This window comes from Sulfitobacter sp. SBS6, assembly GCF_048285585.1.
GTDB classification, from domain to species: Bacteria; Pseudomonadota; Alphaproteobacteria; order Rhodobacterales; family Rhodobacteraceae; genus Sulfitobacter; species Sulfitobacter pontiacus.
The window spans coordinates 342,948-363,306 of sequence record NZ_JBLWBA010000005.1; the positions used below are offsets into that span (position 1 = coordinate 342,948).

The window sequence follows — 20,359 nt, forward strand, 5'->3', positions numbered from 1 at the left end:
GTACCGCTGCGGCACATTCGACCGCTGTCACCCGCTGAAACGAAAAAGGCACCCCGCAGGGTGCCTTTTGTTTTTGTGGCGGCCTGACCCCAGATCAGTTGGGGATCAGGTCAGGCACGATGGTCACGATGACCGGGAACATCCACAACAGCGCCAGTGCCCCGACCTGGATCAAGACGAAAGGAATGATCCCGCGATAGATATGCGAGGTGGTAACGCTCGCCGGGGCCACGCCGCGCAGGTAGAAGAGCGCGAAGCCGAAGGGCGGTGTCAGGAACGAGGTTTGCAGGTTCACCGCAATCATGATCGTCACCCACTTCGGGTCGAAGGTGCCGCCGTAGATCACCGGCCCGACAATCGGGATCACGATGTAGATGATCTCGAGGAAGTCGAGCACGAAGCCCAGCACAAAGAGCACCAGCATCACGATCAGGAAGACCGTCAGCTCGTTGTCGAAGCTTTTCAGCCACTGCTGGATGTAGTGTTCGCCACCAAAGGAGATCACCACAAGGTTCAGCAACTGCGACCCGATCAGGATGGTAAACACCATCGAGGTCACCTTGGCCGTCTCGCGGACCACGGGGCTTAGTACGCCCGAGGTATAGAGGATCCAGCACGAGAACAGCAGACCGAACACCGCGTATAGATACGCGCCATAGGCGACAAAGAAGGCAAACCAGCTTTCGACGCTCACGCCCTCTTGGTTGATGCGCAGGTCAAAGTTCACGCCGACAAGGATCGCGATCAGGATGGCCAGAGTGGACCAGATGATCACCTTGGGCGACCGGTCCATATCCTTGAGCTTGCGATAAGCGGCCAGCATGATCGCGCCACCTGCCCCCAAGGCCGCAGCGGGCGTCGGGTTGGTGATCCCGCCAAGGATCGACCCCAGTACCGCAACGATCAGGACCAGCGGCGGGAAGACCACGCGGATCAGCTCGTTACCCGCGCAAAGCTTCAGCGCATAGACCACGCCATACATGACAGCCACGAAAGGCAGCGCCATCAGCAGCACCATCGTGCCCGAGGACGTGGCCGGACCGACCAGCAGGATATCGACCAGCAGTGTCAGCACCAGACCGATGCCACCGATGATCAGCGGCCGTTTGTCCGCCGATGGGGCGACACCGCGACCGGTGGTCATCACCAGCGCCAGCAGGATCAGGATGATCGCAACACCGGTCCCGATGGGGGCGGCATTGGCGATCTTTTCAGCCTGCTTGGCGGCCAGCGCTTCTTCGGTCAGCTTTTCGCTGGCCTGTTGACCGCCCGCCGCCTCGATCGCGGCTTGCTCGGTTACCGCTTGATCCCATGCGCTTTGCCCGTGCAGTTCGATCATCGCGGCCTGACAGGCCTCGCCGACGTTGGTGCGCAGGCTGGCACCCTGCCCGATGTCGCTAAAGCTGGACACGACAGTCGACTGGCTGCCCACGATGCCAAGGTTGCCCAGAACAATCGTGCCCACGATCAGCAGGGCTGGCATGCCAAGGAACCAGGTAAAGCCTTCGCCCCGCGTGATGGGTTCGGCATTGGTCGCCCCCATCGGCACGGCGGGCGCCTTTTCAGGGTTCAGCAGCGCATAGACAAAGGCGTAAAGCGCATAAAGCAGCGCCAGCATGATCCCCGGCAGCAACGCGGCCTGAAACAGCGTCCCCACAGACACAACCGCGGGCTGGCCCAAGTAGGTCAGCGCATCGGTACAGCCTACGGCGGTTGCGCGCGCTTCCTGGGCGGCGGAGTATAGATCGCCCGCCAATGTGCCCAGAAGGACGATAACGATAGACGGCGGAATGATCTGGCCCAAAGTACCGGAGGCTGCGATGACACCTGTCGCGATTTCAGGCGAATAGTTGTTGCGCAACATGGTCGGCAGCGCCAGCAGCCCCATGGTGACAACCGTCGCGCCCACGATCCCGGTGGAGGCCGCAAGAAACGCGCCCACAACCACAATCGATACTGCCAAACCGCCGGGCAGCGGGCCAAAGACCCGCGCCATCGTGGTCAACAGGTCGTTCGCGATCTTCGACCGTTCCAGCGTGATGCCCATCAGAACGAACATCAGAACCGCCAGCAAGGTCTCGATCGACTGCCCCGCCAGAACGCGTTCGTTCATACGGTTCACGATAAAGCTGACGTTCCGGTCCAGCGCGACTTCCCAGCCTTGGGGGAAGACCGATTCACCGATCAGCGGCAAATCCGGATAGCGGAATTTCGATACCGCGTCATTGGGAACGCCCGAGTTCACCAGATCGCGATAGGCTTGCGACGATTGGTCAATCGCCTGATGCACCATCAGACCCGCACTATCGAGTGCGGCGATGATACCGAAAGAGATGATGCCAGCACCGCCGATGGCAAAGGCCACCGGGAAACCGGACAGGATGCCGCCAAAGAGGCAGGCAAAAACAATGATCAGGCCAATTTCGACCCCGTCGAGACCAAATAGCATGGGACGCCCCTTGAATTAATGTGTGCCCTCATAGGCTTCTTCGCCCTCGCCCAACGTATCGCGGTCGAGATATTTATCTTCGCTTTCAGGCCCTTCACGGAACTCTAACAAAGCGCGATAAAACACTGATATTGCTTGCAAGATCACCATTGCGCAGAAGGCACACAGCAGGATCTTGAACAAGAAGTAGCCGTTGAACCCGTTGGGCGAAAAGCCGATGGTTTCCACGTTCCACTTGAGCAAGCGCGCCTTGCGCAGCAGCAGCTCCAACCGGTCAGAGGCCGATGGGTTCGGTGTCACCAGATGGCGCCACAGGAAGAACCAGCCATAAAGCCATGTGACAATCGCAAAGGGGATCATGAAGAACAGCGCGCCGAACATGTCGATCACGCGCTTGGTACGGAATTTTGCGCCGGCATAGAAGAGGTCAACGCGCACATGCCCGCCTTGTACAAAGGTGTAGGACACACAAAGACATACGACCAACGCATTGAAAAGCTTCAACTCTTCCGCGAACCAGCTGATGTCGAACTGCAGCGGAATACCAAAGCCGATAGAGATATCAGGCCGGGTGAAAATACGTTGCATGAAGACGATGATGATCTGTTGCAACACCATCAAAAGCCCGGCCCAGGCAAAGAAACGCCCGGTGACATTGGCGAAGCCTTCAAGCCCGCGCACACAGCCCCACATAAAGCTGCGTTTCCAGATGCCGACAGCCGTGACAATCAGCAGTCCGACGAGCAAAACAAAGAACAGCTCTACCGAGGCACCGTAATAGATGAACCGCATCAAGGCTTCGCTGTTGGACCAGTCCAGCCACATGGACGGGTTCAGCACCGCTGCAAAGAAATTGTAGAACGCTTCAAGTATGTTGCCCAGAATGAAGCTGATCAGGTTGCCGTCTTGGAATTGGTCCAAGCAGCTGATCTTGGCCCCTTCCGCCGCGCGGAAAAATCCAGCGCATACTGCATCTTCTGCCATTGATATCCCCCCTTCGCCCGCCCGGTTTCAGTGTGGGCTTGGTGCGAAAATTATCCTCGCTTTGCGCGCCCGTGTTCCGGATCGCAAAGTCGCGTGTGGGGCCGCCCTAAGGCAGCCCCCCTGTCATCCCGTGGGGATGGCTTACATTTTGCCCAGAACGCGCTGGCGCTGTTCGACATAATAGGCGTCGGATTTGGACAGCCATTCAGCCGATGCGGACAGCGAGGATTCAAAGCTGTTGCGGATGTCGGCGAACAGGGAGTCGTCCATGTTCTCGTCCATAACCTCTTTGGAGGCCGCACCGAATGCATCCCAGACATCATCGGGGAACTGCATGGTTTTCACGCCCTGCTGCTGCAGACGTGCCAATGCGGCACCGTTGTTGGCCAGTGTTTCGGCCAGACCGGTGTGCGTGGTCGCCATCGATGCATATTCGATGATCTTCTGCTGCGCCGGTGTCAGGTCGTTGAAGACATCAAGGTTGACCGATGCAGTAAGGCCCGATCCTGGCTCGTGGAAACCAGCGGTATAGTAGATCTTGGCGACTTCCTGGAAGCCGGCGCGCTCATCCGCGAAGGGGCCAACCCACTCGAGCCCGTCAAGCGCGCCCGAGGACAGCGCCTGATACAGTTCGCCACCGGGGATGTTCTGAACAGACGCGCCCAGTTTACCCAGCACCTTGCCACCCAGACCGGGCATACGGAATTTCAGGCCGTTGAAGTCCGCGGCAGAGTTGATTTCCTTGCGGAACCAGCCACCGGACTGCGAACCGGAGTTACCGGCGAGGAACATCTTCATGTTGAAGATTTCACCGATCTGGTTGTGCAGGTCATGGCCGCCACCGTGCAGATACCAGTTGGTGAGCTCTTGTGCTGTTGCACCGAAAGGCACGGCGGTGAAATACGCCAGACCGGGGTGCTGGCCGATGAAGTAGTAGTCAGCCGCGTGATACATATCCGCCTGACCGGAGGAAACGGCGTCAAAGACCTCGAACGCGCCGACCAGCTCGCCCGGGGCTTTCTTTTCGATGGTCAACGTGCCGTCAGACATCTCGTTAACCATGTTGTTGAGGTAGGTCGCGGCGTCATCAAGCACGGCAAAGCCACGGGGCCATGCGGTGACCATGGTCAGTGTGCGTTTGCCTTGGGCGTACAGCGGTGCGGCCAGTGTCGATGCAGCGGCGGCAGACCCGCCAAGCGCGGATGTCTTCAGAAATGAACGACGGTCCATATTGGATACTCCTCCCGAGTTATATGAGGGTGCCCGCGCTTCATTATATGCGCGCGGGTCATTTCAAGTGTCGTTCACTCTACGCAAAAGCGAATGGTTGAAAATACCAACTACTGCGTAGAGGGCGCATATTTACCGCCCAAATATGCGGCAAATGTCCCGCCGCACCTGCCATATGTTGTGCATACACGCGTATAGCGGGTGATTTGTGACTGCATCTAGCACTTTGATTCGCGTGGATTTCCCAGTATCAGCGCTGCATGCGCCGCCCGTCTTTCATGATCGCCCCCACCTACGCCCAAAAGCTGACGCTCATCGCCTCTGTGCCGCTGGTGCTGGCGGTGACGGCGATTGCCTTTGTCGTGGCACTGCAGGCGCGCGCGGTGGCCGACCGCGAGATTTCAACGCTCGAGCAGCAGTTGCTGGACGCCAAGAAAGTCGAGCTGCGCAATTATGTGACACAGGCGCGCAACGGCTTTTACTTTGTCTACGGGTCCGCCTCTCCTGATGACGGGGCGGCGAAATCGCAGGTGGCGCAGATCCTCGCAGCGATGATCTATGGCGAGGAAGGTCAGTTCTTTGTCTATGACTACGACGGCACCGCCCTTGTCAGCCCGCGCCAGACCGACCGGATCAACCGCAACTTTGCCGGCGAAACGGACAGCGACGGCACGCCCGTGGTGGACGAGCTGATCCGCATCGCACGCAGTGGCGGCGGGTATCACACCTATATGTGGCCCAAACCCTCTAGCGGAGAGGATGCGCAGATGATCACCTATGTCACCTCTTTCCCGAGCTGGCAGTGGGCCGTGGGGACGGGTGTGTTCATCGACGATGTGCTTGCCAGCGGGGCCGCGGCGCGATCCGATGTGCAGGCGCGGGTGCAGCGTACGTTCTTCTATATCGGCGTTATTACGGTGACCGCCCTGCTGTTGGTTTTTGGCACGGGCATGCTGGTCAACCTGCGTGAACGGCGGCTTGCGGATGCGAAGCTCAAAAAGCTGACGCAGCGGGTATTTGACGCCCAAGAGGAAGAGCGCGGCCGCGTGGCGCGCGAACTGCATGACGGCATCAGCCAGATTCTGGTGGGGGTGCGCTATGCGCTCGACAACGCGCGACGCCGGCTGGAAAGGGGCGACGCCCGCGCGGCAGAGCCTTTGGCAAAGGGGATCGACAGCCTTGCACAGTCCATCGCCGAAGTGCGCCGCATCAGCCGCGACCTGCGCCCCAGTATTCTGGATGATCTGGGCCTTGGTCCCGCGCTGAAAACGCTGGTCGAACAATTCGCCCTGCGCACCGGAATTCAGTGCCGCTTCGATACCGTGGTCTTCCGCAACCGCTTGGACGACGAGGCCAAGATCGCGCTTTACCGGATCGCGCAAGAGGCGCTGACCAATATCGAACGTCACGCCCGCGCTACCGAAGTCATCGTCGATCTGCGCGGTCACCGACAGGGCGCGACGCTGTCGATCTCTGACAACGGGCTGGGGCTGGCCAAGACACGCTCCACCGCCGGAGGGTTGGGCCTGCGCAATATGCAAGAGCGGATCGAGCAGCTAGACGGCACGCTGACCATGCAAACCTCTGCCCAAGGCGGCACCGAGATTACCGCCACCGTCCCGCTAACCCATATGCTGCGCCCGCCGCCAACCGCCCTGCCCTAAGCCCTGATATGCCCCTTCCCGAAAGCTGCCCCATGACCCTTTCAGACACCCAGCCGCCCGAGTTGATCAAAGTGATGATCGTGGACGATCACCCGATGGTCGCCGAAGGCATCCAGTCCATTCTTGAAAGCTATGACGATATCAATGTGGTCGGCTGTCTGCCCAATGGCCGCGCCGCGATTGAGAGCGTCGCGGAACTGGACCCCGATGTGATCCTCATGGACCTCAACATGCCAGAGATCGGCGGGCTGTCCGCGACCGAGATCTTGCTCGAACGCCAGCCCGACACCCGCATCGTGATCCTGTCGATGCATGATAACCCCGAATATATCTCTTCGGCGCTGAGCCACGGCGCCATGGGGTATATCCTCAAGGATGTGCCGACGGACGAGATCAAGCTGGCGATCGATACGGTGATGCGCGGCGAACGGTATCTATGCACCGGCGCGCAAGGGTCGCTTGAACCCAAGGATGCCGCGCGTGAATCCCTGACCGAACGCGAACAGACGATCCTGTTGCAGCTGGCACAGGGGAAATCCAACAAAGAGGTCGCGCTGACCTTGGATATCTCTGTCCGCACCGTCGAAACCCACCGCAAGAATATCAAGCGCAAGCTTGGCATCTCTTCCACCGCAGGGCTGACGCGCTATGCGATGGAACACGGCGTGCTGCAAGGGACCGGAGTGCGACTCTAGCTGAAATCGGCCCGAGAAATGCCCCCAATTTTGCAAAAATTAGAAAATTCAGGATTTCGCGCAATAAATGAAAAGATTTTTTGCACCCAGCGACACTTTTATCGACAATAGAGCATTGACGCCCCTTTGTGGCGCTCATAATGTCCATGCACGCAATGAGGGGCCTTTGGCTATGACAGATCTAGCTTTGACAGATATCGTCGTCATTCTAAGACACACGCGCATGGGCCGGTAACGGCAGACCATAATAGTCACCATGCGCCCCCGTCAAAATCGGGGGCTTTTTTTTGCGCAACGTATTTTTTGATAAACCACCGCCTGACGGAGCACCAAGATGACACGTAAAATGACCGGAGCGAAAATGATCGTTCAAGCCCTGATTGATCAGGGTGTCGATACCGTATTTGGCTATCCCGGCGGCGCTGTCCTACCGATCTATGACGAGGTGTTCCAACAAAACAGCATCAAACACGTGTTGGTGCGTCACGAACAAGGGGCGGTCCATGCTGCCGAAGGCTATGCGCGCTCGACCGGAAAACCGGGCGTTGTTCTTGTAACCTCGGGCCCGGGTGCCACCAATGCGGTGACCGGCCTGACGGATGCCTTGCTCGATTCCATTCCGCTGGTGGTCCTGACAGGTCAGGTGCCGACCTTCATGATCGGCTCTGACGCGTTTCAAGAGGCCGATACCGTGGGCATCACCCGCCCCTGCACCAAGCACAACTGGCTGGTGAAAGAGACCGACAAGCTGGGCGGCGTCCTGCACGAGGCGTTCCACGTGGCCACCAGCGGGCGCCCCGGCCCCGTTCTGGTCGACATCCCGAAAGACGTGCAATTCGCCACGGGGGAATACACGCCCAAGAAGCCGTCCACCTCGCATTACCAGCCGCCCGTCAAAGGCGACATGACCGAGATCACCGAACTGGTGGCCGCAATCGAAACCGCCAAGCGCCCGATATTCTATACCGGCGGCGGCGTCATCAACTCCGGCCCTGCGGCGTCGCAATTGCTGCGCGAATTGGTCGAGGCGACAGGCTTTCCCATCACCTCTACCTTGATGGGGCTTGGCAGCTATCCGGCGTCGGGTGACAAATGGTTGGGGATGCTCGGCATGCATGGTCTTTACGAGGCCAATATGGCGATGCACGACTGCGATCTGATGATCAACATCGGCGCGCGCTTCGACGACCGGATCACCGGCGTCGTCGACATGTTCAGCCCGAAATCCAAGAAAGCGCATATCGACATCGACCCCTCGTCGATCAACAAGATCATCCGCGTGGACATCCCTATCGTCGGCGACGTGGGCCATGTGCTGGAAGACCTGCTGAAGGTCTGGAAATCGCGCGGCCGCAAGACAAACACCGAAGCCGTTGGCAAATGGTGGAAGAAGATCGAGGAATGGCGCAACGTTGACTGCCTCAAATTCGAGCAAAAAGGCAAGATCATCAAACCGCAATACGCGCTCTCGCGACTTGAGGCGCTGACCAAGGGGCGTGACCGCTATGTCACCACCGAAGTGGGTCAGCACCAGATGTGGGCCGCTCAATACCTTGGTTTCGAGGATCCGAACCGCTGGATGACCTCTGGCGGGTTGGGGACGATGGGCTATGGTTTCCCTGCCTCCATCGGCGTGCAGATGGCGCATCCTGACGCGTTGGTCATCAACGTCGCCGGCGAAGCGTCTTGGCTGATGAACATGCAGGAAATGGGCACCGCGATGCAATACGGTCTGCCGGTGAAACAGTTCATCCTGAACAACGAACGCTTAGGGATGGTCCGCCAGTGGCAAGAGCTGCTGCACGGCGAGCGCTATTCCCAAAGCTGGTCTGAATCCCTGCCCGATTTCGTCAAGCTGGCCGAAGCTTTCGGGGCCAAGGGGATCATCTGTTCGGACCCCGACGATCTGGACGACGCGATCATGGAGATGCTCGATTATGACGGCCCGGTGATCTTTGACTGTCTGGTGGAAAAACACGAAAACTGTTTCCCGATGATCCCGTCGGGCAAAGCGCATAACGACATGATGCTGGCCGGTGTCGATACGCAAGGTGTGATCGACGCCAAAGGATCGGTCTTGGTCTAAGCCGCCAACGGCACAAGGAAACACATCGGCGCGGGGTCGCGCGCCGAGATTGAACAAATCTTAGAAGGACAGTGTCATGTCAGCCCTAAAGATCAAAAAAGGCTCCAACAGCCATTCCGCCTATAACCTACGTCCCAATTTCTCGGATGTGATCGAACGCCACACGCTCGCCGTACTGGTCGAGAACGAACCCGGTGTGCTGGCGCGCGTGATCGGTCTGTTTTCGGGCCGTGGCTATAATATCGATAGCCTCACCGTGGCAGAGGTCGACCACACAGGCCACCTTAGCCGCATCACAATCGTCACCTCGGGCACGCCGCAGGTGATCGAGCAGATCAAGGCGCAGCTGGGGCGGATTGTGCCGGTACACGAGGTGCATGACCTGACCGTCGAAGGCCCCGTGGTCGAGCGTGAGCTTGCAATGTTCAAGGTGAATGGCACCGGCGACAAACGTGTCGAAGCCCTGCGTCTGGCGGATATCTTCCGCGCCAACGTTGTCGATAGCACCTTGGAAACATTCGTGTTCGAGATCACCGGCGCGCCCGAGAAGATTGACGCATTTGCCGAATTGATGCGCCCCTTGGGGCTGGTGTCCGTGGCACGGACGGGTGTGGCAGCCCTGTCGCGCGGCGACTGATACGCTAAGGTGGCAGGTTGACGTCTGGCCGGCTTCGGCCGGACTAGGCCTGACCGCGGTGGCGGAACTCTACCGGCGGGGCGGCTTTTGGGCGGAATGGAAGCACCTCGCCGCCTGTTTGCTTTCGGGTAATGCCCGCGGAATGGCGCAGCAGTTTGTTCGGCAAATCAGCGTCCGCCTTGGATCGCACGACCTTGGGGTTAAGCGCCTTGCGCAACTTGGCCTCGTGGTAGACCTCGAACTGGACCAGATCACCGGCATCGAAACAGCTTGTCGTCTGGTTCACTGTCGCTGGGTCACCCTGGAAATATGCAAGGTCGCCGTGATCCTCGCACCAGAACACAGCTTTGTTGGCTCGGGCATCGCTCCAAAGTACCACACCGTACATTTAACTGTTCCTTCCAGATGCTTGCAGACATGAGAGATAATCATGTCATTTTTACAAATTGTCGATTTTTTTACGAAATCATTTTGTGTCGCGCGCACCGAAATTTGACGCTGATTAGCGTCATTACACAGCCCTATATTGCAAATCTCCTTGCAAATTCGTTCAAAGGTTGTGAGATTTAGTTCAATTAATTTTAGTGGACTGATTTCATGACGAACCCCGCCGATATCAGGACAATTTTCGGGTCAAATTTAAAAAAACTTTCAGTAGGTTACCCCTCCATCACCTACCTCGCGCAGGAACTGGGGATCAATCGCACGCAGTTCAATCGCTATCTATCGGGGGAAAGCTTTCCGCGCCCCGATATTCTGGACCGGATGTGCAAGTTTTTCGACGTTGATGCGCGTGTCCTTCTGGAGCCCTTGGAAGAGATCAAGAAGATCGACCCCTCCCCCCCGGATTTCATGGGCGACTTCATCGTTTCGGGCGCGCTGGACCTGCCCGAAGCCACATTTCCCAGTGGTTTCTACCGCTTCTCGCGCCGTAGTTTTCTTTACCCCGAGAAATTCGCCTTGGGATTGGTTATGGTGTTTCGCAGTGGCCGGCATACCTATCTGCGCGGCTACGAGGCCCCTCACGCCATGCGCATCCAAAGCCTGCCCACCCATTCGGAATTGCGCGAATATCGCGGCGTGGTGCTGCAGCAGGAAGAAGGCATCGCCATTATCGCCTCGCGGCGCGGCGCGATGACCTCTTCGTTCAACTATCTGGGGCGGATCGCGTCGTTCAACAATAATTTCTGGGTCGGATATATCACCCGGACCGTGCCGGAAAATTCGATCGGGTTGCGGGCGACGCGGCTGGTCTATGAATACCTGCCGCAAACCCCGGCGGCCGTGTTGCAGGCCGCCCGCTTGAAGGGGCTGTGCGAGGCAAACGATCTTGAACCCTTTCACCGCCACCTTCTGCGCACCGAATTCGCCTTTGAATGACCGCTACGCCAATTGCGGCGGGCGCATCTGGGGCCACTGCGTTGCCGCGTGCCACTGTTGCGCCAGTTGAAGCAGCGCCGTATCGCTGCCCCGCGGTCCGATCATCTGTAGCCCCGTAGGCAGCCCCTCTGCCCCGAAACCGGCGGGGATGTTGACAACCGGCAGCCCCACCAGACCGGCGGGCACCACGACCTGCATCCAGCGGTGATAGGTATCCATGTCCCGTCCGGCGATCTGTGTCGGATGCACCTGATCCACGTCAAAGGGCCAAAGCTGCGCCGAAGGCAGCACCAGCACGTCAACCTCGTCAAACAGCGCGGTGACACGGCGATACCAGTCCGACCGCGTCAGGCTGGCGCGCTGCACCTCCTGCCCCGTGAAGCCGAGCCCGCGCTCGATCTCCCATTGGGCGGCGGGCTTGAGCTTGTCGCGGGTTTCCGGATCGCGGTAGAGCGTGCCCAAACCAGCAGCAACGGCAAAAGACCGCAGCGTGGTCCAGCTGTCCCACATCGCGTCTGCGTCAAAGGGGGCTGGCACATGGGTCACCCGATGCCCCAAGGCGACCAGTTGATCCAGGGCCGCTTTGCTCACGTCCTCGATCCCGTCTGCATAGGCAAAGGCCCCGCCCCAGTCGCCCAGCCACCCGATGCGGCGCGTGGGCGACGGGGTGTCCATCTCCGGCAAGCTTGGGCCGGGTGACAGGCCGAGGGGTTGTTTGGGGTCCTCTCCGGTCATTGTGTCCAGCAAGGCCGCCAGATCGCGGGGGCAGCGCGCCATCGGGCCGGCCATGCTCAGCTGATGCAGGAACATATCGCCCTCTGGCTCTGCCGGTACTGTGCCCCAGCTGGGGCGCATGCCGTAGACGTTGTTCCAGCCCGCGGGGTTGCGCAGGCTGCCCATCATGTCGGACCCGTCCGCGATGCTCACCATCCCCGTCGCCAAAGCAGCCGCCGCCCCGCCCGAAGACCCGCCAGCCGAACGTGTGTGGTCATAAGGGTTCCGCGTCGGGCCATAGACGGGGTTGAACGTGTGGCTGCCCAACCCGAATTCAGGCGTGTTCGTCTTGCCAATGATGATCGCCCCCGCCGCGCGGATGCGGGCGACAAAGACGCTGTCCTTCTGGGCAATCGCACCGGCGAACAGCGGTGATCCCTTGGCGGTTGGCAAGCCTTCGGCATCGGATAAATCCTTGATCGCAATGGGAATACCGTGCAGCCATCCGACCCGAGGCGTGGCATCGGCCCGATCGGCTTCGGCCAGAAGCTCGGCCCGCGGGCGCAGCGCGACGATGGCGTTGACCGCGCCGTTCACGGCGTCGATCCGCTCTAGCGTGGCCTCCATCAAAGCACGCGCCGTCAGGCTGCCGTTCGCCAAAGCCTCCGATTGGGCCAAGGCCCCGATGTCTAGTATGTTCATGGCCGAGCCCTCCGTTCGGGATCATAGAACGGAAGGCCTCAGCGGGATGCAAGGGGCGCCGGCAAAACTGCTGCACGAGACAAGGCCGCCCGCGCGCAGTTGCCTGATATTTGGCCTTAGCCTTCTTGCGCCTCGGCGCGGGTCTTGCCCGACACGGCAAGCGCCAGCGCGGCCCCCATCAACCCGTCAAGGTCACCATCCAGCACCCCTTTGGTATCCGAGGTTTCAAAGTTGGTGCGCAGGTCTTTGACCATCTGGTACGGCTGCAAGACGTACGACCGGATCTGGTTGCCCCAGCCCGCATCGCCCTTGTTTTCATGGGCTTCGTTGATGGCCGCGTTGCGGCGGTCCAGCTCCATCTGATACAGCCGCGATTTCAGCGCCTTCATCGCGATGTCGCGGTTCTGGTGCTGCGATTTCTCAGAGCTGGTCACGACGATGCCGGTGGGGTGGTGCGTGATCCGCACGGCCGAGTCGGTGGTGTTTACGTGCTGACCACCGGCCCCCGAGGACCGATAGGTGTCGATGCGGATGTCGCTGGGGTTGATATCGATTTCGATGTTGTCGTCCACCACCGGATACACCCAGATAGAGGTAAAGGACGTGTGCCGTTTGGCGGCGCTGTCAAAGGGGCTGATCCGCACCAGACGGTGCACACCGGATTCCGACTTGAGCCAGCCATAGGCATTCGGACCGCTGATCTTGTAGGTCGCCGATTTGATCCCCGCCTCTTCGCCGGGGCTTTCGGATTGCAGCTCGACCTTATAGCCCTTTTTCTCGGCCCAACGGACATACATGCGCGACAGGATATTGGCCCAGTCACAGCTTTCGGTGCCGCCTGCCCCCGCGTTGATTTCAAGGAAGGTGTCATTCCCGTCGGCCTCGCCGTTCAACAGCGCTTCCAGCTCTTTCTGGGCGGCTGTCTCGGCCAGCTTTTTCAACGCGGTCTCGGCCTCTGCGATAACCTCGTCGTCGCCTTCCATCTCGCCCAATTCGATCAGCTCGATGTTATCGGCCAGCTCTTGTTTGATGCCCTCGTAGGTGGCGATGGAATCGACCAGCGCCTGACGGTCGCGCATCAGTTTTTGCGCCGCATCGGGATCATCCCACAGATTGGGGTCTTCGACACGGGCGTTGAATTCTTCCAGACGGTATGGCGCGGTTTCGACGTCCAGACGCTGTGCCAACAGCTCCAGCGATTTGCTGATCTTATCCGCTGTGTTTTGTGCATCTGCGCGCATGGTATCCTGCCTTTAAATAGATCGCGGCCCCGAATAGCCGGGGCCGCGTTTCAAATAGACCAGCGCCGCAACTTGGGCAAGCGCTGTAGAATGGGGCCGGGTCTAGTACAACCCGCCGGAGCTGATGCTGCCAAAGCTTGCCTTGGGCCCGACACGCGCCTTCTTACCGGTAGAGGTCGTGACCTCGCGCGCGCCGCCGCCGGCTTCTTCGACCAGCGGCAGATCCGCACCCATCGCAAAGCCACCATCAAAGGTGATCCCGAACAGCGGCTCTTCGCCGTCACGGAAGTATTCGGCCACAACGTTATTACCTGCGGCGCTGTCAGACAGACGTGCACCGGTGAAGCGGTCGATCTTGATGAAGTGACCGCCGGGGGGCACTTCGAAGGGGCCGCCGCCGTATTTCTTGATCGCTTCGCTCATGAACCGCTGGAATACAGGGCCACACATCCCCGCCCCATAGGCACGACGCCCCAGCGAGCGCGGATTGTCGAAACCGATATAGCAGCCCGCCACGATATTGCTTGAGAAGCCGACGAACCAGACGTCTTTGGCGTCGTTGGTGGTGCCGGTCTTGCCCGCGATTGGCACGGGCAGGTTCACCGCCCCACGCGCCGTGCCGCGATCCACGACGCCCTTCATCATCGATGTCAGCTGATAGGCCGTGATCGGGTCCATCACCCGTTCGCGGTTCGAGATGATGCGCGGCCCCACACCGGGGGCCAGCGTTTCAAGCTGGCAATCGTTACAGATGCGTTGGTCGTGTTTGTAGACAGTGCGGCCATAGCGGTCTTGCACCCGGTCCACCAGCGTCGGCTGCACCCGTTCGCCACCATTGGCGAACATCGCATAGGCCGACACCATCTGGTAGAGCGTCGTTTCCTGCGAACCAAGCGCGTTGGCCAGTACCGGCGACAGGTTGTCATAGACCCCGAACCGTTCGGCATAGTCGCCAACGGTGTTCATTCCGACCTCTTGCGCCAGACGGATGGTCATGAGGTTCCGCGACTGTTCGATACCCGTCCGCAGGGGCGTCGGCCCGTAGAACTTGTTCGACGAGTTTCGCGGCCGCCACATGCCTTGGGGTGTGTTAATCTCGATCGGGGCATCCACAACGATGGTCGCAGGGGTATAGCCGCTGTCCAATGCCGCAGCATAGACAAAAGGCTTGAAGCTCGACCCCGGCTGGCGTTTCGCCTGCGTCGCACGGTTGAACACCGACGCCTGATAGGAGAAACCGCCCTGCATCGCGATCACGCGCCCTGTGTTCACGTCCATCGCGACAAAGCCGCCCTGCACTTCCGGGATCTGACGCAAAGTCCAGCGGATGAACGACCCGTCACTATCCGCGGTCATGCGGCGCACCAGCACCACGTCGCCGACCTCAAGTAGGTCAGCAGGCACTTGGGCGCGGTTGCCGAGCTTGCCGTTCTCAAGACGTTTGCGCGCCCATTGGACATCCTTGGCGGGGATAAAATGACCGTCTGCGTCTTCGTCCACGCCTTCGATCCCGATGCGGGCGGCGTCATTGGTCAGGCTCAGCACCACGGCAGGATACCACGGGTTTTCCAGATCAACGTCACGTGGCACACGGGTGTCCGACAGGGCTTCGCGCCAATCCGCCTCGGTGGTCAGCTTTTCGGGCGCGATCTTCTTGCCGGTGCCGCGGTAGATACCGATGCCGCGGTCATATTCCTCAAGCTGCTGCTGCAAGGATTGTGCGGCAATGGGCTGCATCTCGTTGTCGATGGTGGCACGCACGGTCAGACCGCCGGTAAAGAATTCACCCTCGCCAAAGTTCTCGGACAGTTGGCGGCGGATTTCATCGGTAAAGTAATCGCGCGGCGGCAGTTCGGCCTTGAAGCTTTCAAAGTCCCCGTTCTGCACCGAGCGCAAAGGCTGTGCGACCTCGGTCTCGTAGACGGCGGGGGTGATATAGCCGTTTTCCTTCATCTCGCGCAGCACGAAGTTCCGGCGTGCCAGCAACCGGTCCTTGCGGCGCACAGGATGATAATCAGACGGCGCTTTGGGCAGCGAGGCAAGGAACGCAGCCTCATGCGGGGCCAGCTCCCCCAATGTCTTGTTGAAATAGGTCTGCGACGCGGCGGCCACACCGTAGGAGTTCTGGCCCAAGAAGATCTCGTTCAGATAAAGTTCAAGGATCTTTTCCTTGGGCAGCGTTTCCTCAAGCCGTGCGGCGAGGATGATTTCCTTGATCTTGCGTTCGGCCCGACGGTCGCCGGACAGAAGAAAGTTCTTCATCACCTGCTGCGTGATGGTCGATGCCCCGCGCACGTCCTTGCCCCTTGTGCGCACCGCGTCTACAGCCGCCGCCCCGATGCCGCGCAGGTCATAGCCTTCGTGGGTATAAAAGTTCTTGTCTTCGGCCGAGATGAACGCCTGTTTGATCAGCGGCGGGATCGTGTTGGCCGGCGCGAACAGGCGGCGTTCCTTGGCGAATTCGTCGATCAGCCGCCCCTGCCCCGAATAAATCCGGCTGATCGTCGGGGGCGTGTATTGCGCAAGGGATTCGTGGCTGGGCAGATCGCGGCCATACATCCAGAACACCGCGCCGATGGTCAGCGCGACCATACCGATGCTCATGGTGAGGGTGGTAAAAATACCCCCGAAGAAAGACAGGATCAAACGAAACACGGCTGGCAGTTCCTTGCAAGGAGGGTTGGTGACCCGTCTATACGCAACCCTGCGGGAATCGTCAAAACACGATGCGGTGGCCCTGTGCGGTAACCCGCGCAACACCTAGAGGGGCGTTCGGGTGCGGTTTACTGGCGAATCAAGGGCTTGAGCGCGGCATCCGCGTCGCGCCACTTGGCGATGGAATCCGCAATCGCCGACACCATGACCGCCCGCCAGATCGGGTCTCGCAGATTGGCAAGATCACGCTTCGAGCTGAGGAACCCGATTTCGATCAGGACCGAGGGGATGTCAGCCGATTTCAACACCGAAAAGCCCGCGTTGCGCAGCGGGTGGCGGTTCATCGGACCGCCGGCGGCTTTCATGCCTTCAACCAGCACTTTAGCGGCGGCAACCGACCGCGGCTCTGTCTCTTGGCGGGCAAGATCAAGCAGCACGCTGGCAACCTCGTCATCCGATCCGGTCAGATCGGCCCCCGCGATAATATCGGCGCGGTTGTGGCGTGCGGCCAGATGGTCGGTGGCAGTATCGCTGGCGTCGTCCGACAGCGTGTAGACCGTCGCCCCCTTTGCGCCGCCGTGCTGCAAACTGTCCGCATGGAGCGAGATAAACAGATCGCCTTCGGCCTGATGCGCAATGGCGACGCGGGTTTCAAGCGCGACGAAATGATCCGTATCTCGGGTCATCACCACATCGATCCCGTCGCGCACCAATGTATCGCGCAGCGCTTGGGCAAAGGACAGCATCAGGTCTTTCTCCAGGATACCATCTGTCTCTGCCCCCGGATCAACGCCCCCGTGACCGGGGTCCAGCACCACGCGAAACGGCACCTCTTTCAGGTCGGCAACCGCCTTGGGCGGTGCGGCCAGCGCCATGGTCCACGCCGGATCAACGGGCGCACCGGCGGCGGCGGCAAATTCCTCGGGGGTGACGGATGTCAACGCGATCTCAAGCGTGGCGTGACCGGAGCCCTTGTTGACCGGCATCCCGATCTCGCGCGGGATCATCGGTTCGGCCAGATCCGCGACAAGCCGCGACCAACCGGGTTGGAACGGGCCGAAGCGCAGACCGGTAATCCGTCCGGGTTCAGGCAGCAGGTCTGCGGTGTTCACACCGCTCCAGTCGGCCTCGCGGAAATCCACCACCAGCCGCGCAGGATCATCCAGCAAGAACACCCGAAACGGCACCCCTTGGCTCAGCCCAAGCGTCAGCGTCGTGCCCCCGAACCAGCCATCCGAGATGGCGCTTTTGGTAGGGTCCACGCGCGCCAGCGCGGTCAGATCCTGCGCGGACGCTGGCAAGGACAGCGCGCAAACCGTTGCGATAATGGGAAGAATACGCATGCCTGTCACCGTTCTGCTCGGGGTGGTTGCGGCAGGTATAGCACCCCGCCGCAACCCGAGCCAGCCTTTCAGAGGGCCGCCATATAGGTCTTGAGCCGTCCCAGCCCTTCGGCAATATCCTGGGTGCTGCGCGCATAGGAAAACCGCAACCAGTGATGCCCGCGCACCGGATCGAAATCGAGCCCCGGGGTCACGGCCACACCCGCCTTGTCCAGAATATCCCGCGCCAATGCGCGGCTGTCATCCGTCAGCTCGGACACATCGGCGTAGACATAGAAGGCCCCGTCGGGGGGCGCGAACCGAGTGAAGCCCGCCTCGCGCAGGCCGGTGATCATCATCGCGCGGTTGTCGCGGTAGACATCCATATTCGCCTCAAGCTCATCGGTGCAATCCATCGCGGCAAGCGCGGCGACCTGACTGGCGTGGGGGGCGCAGATGAACATGTTTTGCGCGATCCTTTCGACCACCCGCACGTGATCCTCTGGCACAACCATCCAGCCGACACGCCAACCGGTCATAGAGAAATACTTGGAAAACGAATTGATGACATAGACATCATCGGTAATCTCAAGCGCGGTCACGGCCTTTTTCTCGTATTCGATGCCGTGGTAAATCTCGTCCGAGATAAAAGATGCCCCCTGCGCTTGCGTCGCGTCGATCAGCGCGGACATGGCAGCGTGATCCAGCATCGTGCCCGTCGGGTTGCCCGGCGACGCCACCAGCAGCCCCTGAAGGTCCATGCCCGCGAAATCCGCAGGCACCGGCTGCAAGCGGTTGTCGAGCGAGGTGGGCAGATCGACGGGGGCAAGGTCCAGCGCCTTGAGGATCTGGCGGTAGCTGGGATACCCCGGTGCCCCGATGCCCACACGGTCCCCGGTATCAAAAAGCGACGTAAACGTCAGGATGAACCCGCCCGAAGACCCAGAGGTGATCACCACGCGGTTCGGGTCCAAATCGACATTGTACCACTCCCCGTACATCCGCGCGATCCGCTGGCGCAGCGCAGGCAGTCCCAATGCGACGGTATAGCCAAGCGCGCCCTGCTCCATCGCGGCGGTCAATGCGGTACTGGCCCCTTTGGGCGCGCCCGTGCCGGGTTGTCCGACCTCCATATGGATGATGTGGCGGCCCTCCGCCTCGGCGGCGGCGGCGGCCTGCATCACATCCATCACGATAAAGGGATCGACCTGAGATCGGGTTGAAATGCGCATGGGCTTGATCCTACTGTTGAGCCCGAACCTTTCACCGCACCCCGCCGGTGCCGTCAACCCTTGTGCGCGCTGGCAAAATCGCGCACCACCCTTGCAACCGGTGCCTGCACCCCGACGCAACAACAAGCGAGTGACCCTGATGAAAAAGCTGATCGCCCCCGCCCTAGTGGCCCTTTCCCTGACAGCCCCCGCCCATGCGATGGACCTGACCGAACTGACCGATGCCGAACGCGCGCAATTCCGCGCCGAGGTCCGCGCCTATCTGATGGAAAACCCCGAAGTGATCATGGAAGCGGTTAACCAGTTGCAGGCCCGTCAGGCCGAAGCACAGGCGCAGGCGGATTTCACGCTGGTGTCCGACAATGCGGCCGCGATCTTTGACGACGGCTATTCCTATGTCGGTGGCAATCCCGAAGGCGACATGACCATCGTAGAGTTCATGGACTACCGCTGCGGCTACTGCAAAAAAGCGTTCTCCGAGGTTGAAAAACTGGTCAATGGCGACGGCAATATCCGCTTTATTCTGAAAGAACTGCCGATTCTGGGCGAACAATCCATGGTCGCCTCGCGCTTTGCCATCGCAACCAAGATCGTTGCGGGGGACGAGGCCTATAAATCCGTGCATGACGCCTTGATGAGCTTTAACGGCGACATCACCCCGACGTCGCTGGGACGCTTGGCCAGCAGCTTTGATCTGGATGCCGAGGCCATTCAGGAAAAGATGGACAGTGCCGAAGTCACCGCAGAGATCGAAAAGACCCGCGCGCTGGCACAGACGCTGCAGATTTCCGGTACACCGACCTTTGTGATGCAGGACGAACTGCTGCGCGGCTATCTGCCTTACGACCAGATGAAAGCCATTCTGGAAGAAAAACGCGGCTAAGATGCGACTGGCATTGGCTTGTTGCGTGGCGGCCTTTCCGGTGGCCGCGCAAACCGACTTTGGCGCGCTGACCCATGCAGAACGGCGCGCCTTGGGGGAAGAAGTGCGGGCGTTGCTTCTGGCAGAGCCCGAGCTTGCAGCACCCGCTGTGGCCCCCCGCACCTATGCTGCCGAAGCCTATCAAGAGAAGGCGCAGGCGGATCTCGCGCTTATCTCTTCCCTGACAGATCAAGTATTAGCCGGAGCGCCGATTGCGTTGTTTACCGGCGACGACTGCGCAGACTGTGATCGCGCAGTGGCGGAATTAGAAGCAATAACAGATACATATAACATCACCTTCACGCACCACATGATGTCTGATCCTGCCAGCGCCGCCCTTGCTGCACAGCTTGGCATGACCGATCCTCCCTTCTACGTCATGGCGGACCGCATCTTGCGTGGCCATATGCCCGACATCGTGCTGCGGCGGTATCTGGCCCAGTAGC

The 20,359-nt window shown here is 60.1% G+C and carries 16 protein-coding genes; 7 read left to right on the forward strand and 9 right to left on the reverse strand.

From position 1 onward, the window contains the following. Positions 1-94: 94 nt before the first annotated feature. The 3 genes from ACNQ62_RS05055 to ACNQ62_RS05065 all read right to left on the reverse strand — a co-directional run bounded on the left by ACNQ62_RS05055 (position 95) and on the right by ACNQ62_RS05065 (position 4,663). Positions 95-2,449 (reverse strand): TRAP transporter large permease, encoded by a 2,355-nt coding sequence (locus ACNQ62_RS05055; protein WP_037944179.1) that lies wholly within the window; start codon positions 2,447-2,449, stop codon positions 95-97. A gap of 15 nt (positions 2,450-2,464) precedes the next feature. Beyond that, positions 2,465-3,433: a TRAP transporter small permease subunit gene (locus tag ACNQ62_RS05060; RefSeq protein ID WP_278376039.1), complete on the reverse strand. Its 969-nt coding sequence runs from the start codon at positions 3,431-3,433 to the stop codon at positions 2,465-2,467. 141 nt (positions 3,434-3,574) lie between these two features. Beyond that, positions 3,575-4,663 (reverse strand): TRAP transporter substrate-binding protein, encoded by a 1,089-nt coding sequence (locus tag ACNQ62_RS05065; protein ID WP_005853304.1) that lies wholly within the window; start codon positions 4,661-4,663, stop codon positions 3,575-3,577. A 260-nt stretch (positions 4,664-4,923) separates the two neighbouring features. On the opposite strand from ACNQ62_RS05065, the gene ACNQ62_RS05070 reads away from it, so the two are divergent. The 4 genes from ACNQ62_RS05070 (at position 4,924) to ilvN (ending at position 9,745) form a co-directional block, all read left to right on the forward strand. After that, positions 4,924-6,327: a cache domain-containing protein gene (locus ACNQ62_RS05070; protein ID WP_340241103.1), complete on the forward strand. Its 1,404-nt coding sequence runs from the start codon at positions 4,924-4,926 to the stop codon at positions 6,325-6,327. Between the two features lie 32 nt (positions 6,328-6,359). Next, positions 6,360-7,022: a response regulator transcription factor gene (locus ACNQ62_RS05075; protein ID WP_132996665.1), complete on the forward strand. Its 663-nt coding sequence runs from the start codon at positions 6,360-6,362 to the stop codon at positions 7,020-7,022. Positions 7,023-7,356: 334 nt separating this feature from the next. Continuing rightward, complete coding sequence (locus tag ACNQ62_RS05080) at positions 7,357-9,108, forward strand: acetolactate synthase 3 large subunit (protein ID WP_037944177.1); 1,752 nt, start codon at positions 7,357-7,359, stop codon at positions 9,106-9,108. Positions 9,109-9,184: 76 nt separating this feature from the next. After that, a complete protein-coding gene (ilvN, locus tag ACNQ62_RS05085; RefSeq protein WP_009826946.1) occupies positions 9,185-9,745 on the forward strand; it encodes an acetolactate synthase small subunit in 561 nt (186 codons plus the stop codon). A 43-nt stretch (positions 9,746-9,788) separates the two neighbouring features. On the opposite strand, the gene ACNQ62_RS05090 is transcribed toward ilvN, so the two are convergent. Further along, on the reverse strand, positions 9,789-10,133 hold the full coding sequence (locus ACNQ62_RS05090) for a hypothetical protein (protein ID WP_064215740.1): 345 nt from the start codon (positions 10,131-10,133) through the stop codon (positions 9,789-9,791). Positions 10,134-10,342: 209 nt separating this feature from the next. Here ACNQ62_RS05090 and ACNQ62_RS05095 point away from each other — a divergent pair, with 209 nt between their 5' ends. After that, a complete protein-coding gene (locus ACNQ62_RS05095) occupies positions 10,343-11,125 on the forward strand; it encodes a helix-turn-helix domain-containing protein (RefSeq protein ID WP_418094341.1) in 783 nt (260 codons plus the stop codon). 3 nt (positions 11,126-11,128) lie between these two features. Here the strand turns inward: ACNQ62_RS05095 and ACNQ62_RS05100 are convergent, their stop codons facing one another. From ACNQ62_RS05100 to ACNQ62_RS05120, 5 genes are all read right to left on the reverse strand, one after another. Beyond that, entirely contained in the window at positions 11,129-12,541 is a 1,413-nt protein-coding gene (locus ACNQ62_RS05100; protein WP_418094342.1) for an amidase, read from the reverse strand. Between the two features lie 116 nt (positions 12,542-12,657). Continuing rightward, the gene (prfB, locus tag ACNQ62_RS05105) at positions 12,658-13,782 is read right to left on the reverse strand and encodes a peptide chain release factor 2 (protein WP_009826942.1); all 1,125 of its coding nucleotides are present in this window, start codon (positions 13,780-13,782) and stop codon (positions 12,658-12,660) included. Between the two features lie 102 nt (positions 13,783-13,884). Next, on the reverse strand, positions 13,885-16,437 hold the full coding sequence (locus tag ACNQ62_RS05110) for a penicillin-binding protein 1A (RefSeq protein WP_005853282.1): 2,553 nt from the start codon (positions 16,435-16,437) through the stop codon (positions 13,885-13,887). Between the two features lie 128 nt (positions 16,438-16,565). Further along, positions 16,566-17,780, reverse strand: coding sequence for an N-acetylmuramoyl-L-alanine amidase (locus ACNQ62_RS05115; RefSeq protein ID WP_418094343.1), 1,215 nt, complete (start codon positions 17,778-17,780; stop codon positions 16,566-16,568). A 68-nt stretch (positions 17,781-17,848) separates the two neighbouring features. Further along, positions 17,849-18,991, reverse strand: a complete 1,143-nt coding sequence (locus ACNQ62_RS05120; RefSeq protein WP_418094344.1) for a pyridoxal phosphate-dependent aminotransferase — start codon at positions 18,989-18,991, stop codon at positions 17,849-17,851. A gap of 139 nt (positions 18,992-19,130) precedes the next feature. On the opposite strand from ACNQ62_RS05120, the gene ACNQ62_RS05125 reads away from it, so the two are divergent. Together ACNQ62_RS05125 and ACNQ62_RS05130 are read left to right on the forward strand one after the other, a co-directional pair. Further along, positions 19,131-19,874 (forward strand): DsbA family protein, encoded by a 744-nt coding sequence (locus ACNQ62_RS05125; protein ID WP_418094345.1) that lies wholly within the window; start codon positions 19,131-19,133, stop codon positions 19,872-19,874. 1 nt (position 19,875) lies between these two features. Further along, a complete protein-coding gene (locus ACNQ62_RS05130) occupies positions 19,876-20,358 on the forward strand; it encodes a disulfide bond formation protein DsbA (RefSeq protein WP_418094346.1) in 483 nt (160 codons plus the stop codon). Position 20,359 lies beyond the last annotated feature (1 nt).

Excerpts from the sequence above, each read along its gene's own strand:
- ACNQ62_RS05055 (WP_037944179.1), bottom strand. The coding sequence starts at position 2,449 with ATGCTATTTGGTCTCGACGGGGTCGAAATTGGCCTGATCATTGTTTTT.
- ACNQ62_RS05060 (WP_278376039.1), bottom strand. The coding sequence starts at position 3,433 with ATGGCAGAAGATGCAGTATGCGCTGGATTTTTCCGCGCGGCGGAAGGG.
- ACNQ62_RS05065 (WP_005853304.1), bottom strand. The coding sequence starts at position 4,663 with ATGGACCGTCGTTCATTTCTGAAGACATCCGCGCTTGGCGGGTCTGCC.
- ACNQ62_RS05070 (WP_340241103.1), top strand. The coding sequence starts at position 4,924 with ATGCGCCGCCCGTCTTTCATGATCGCCCCCACCTACGCCCAAAAGCTG.
- ACNQ62_RS05075 (WP_132996665.1), top strand. The coding sequence starts at position 6,360 with ATGACCCTTTCAGACACCCAGCCGCCCGAGTTGATCAAAGTGATGATC.
- ACNQ62_RS05080 (WP_037944177.1), top strand. The coding sequence starts at position 7,357 with ATGACACGTAAAATGACCGGAGCGAAAATGATCGTTCAAGCCCTGATT.
- ilvN (WP_009826946.1), top strand. The coding sequence starts at position 9,185 with ATGTCAGCCCTAAAGATCAAAAAAGGCTCCAACAGCCATTCCGCCTAT.
- ACNQ62_RS05090 (WP_064215740.1), bottom strand. The coding sequence starts at position 10,133 with ATGTACGGTGTGGTACTTTGGAGCGATGCCCGAGCCAACAAAGCTGTG.
- ACNQ62_RS05095 (WP_418094341.1), top strand. The coding sequence starts at position 10,343 with ATGACGAACCCCGCCGATATCAGGACAATTTTCGGGTCAAATTTAAAA.
- ACNQ62_RS05100 (WP_418094342.1), bottom strand. The coding sequence starts at position 12,541 with ATGAACATACTAGACATCGGGGCCTTGGCCCAATCGGAGGCTTTGGCG.
- prfB (WP_009826942.1), bottom strand. The coding sequence starts at position 13,782 with ATGCGCGCAGATGCACAAAACACAGCGGATAAGATCAGCAAATCGCTG.
- ACNQ62_RS05115 (WP_418094343.1), bottom strand. The coding sequence starts at position 17,780 with ATGCGTATTCTTCCCATTATCGCAACGGTTTGCGCGCTGTCCTTGCCA.
- ACNQ62_RS05120 (WP_418094344.1), bottom strand. The coding sequence starts at position 18,991 with ATGCGCATTTCAACCCGATCTCAGGTCGATCCCTTTATCGTGATGGAT.
- ACNQ62_RS05125 (WP_418094345.1), top strand. The coding sequence starts at position 19,131 with ATGAAAAAGCTGATCGCCCCCGCCCTAGTGGCCCTTTCCCTGACAGCC.
- ACNQ62_RS05130 (WP_418094346.1), top strand. The coding sequence starts at position 19,876 with ATGCGACTGGCATTGGCTTGTTGCGTGGCGGCCTTTCCGGTGGCCGCG.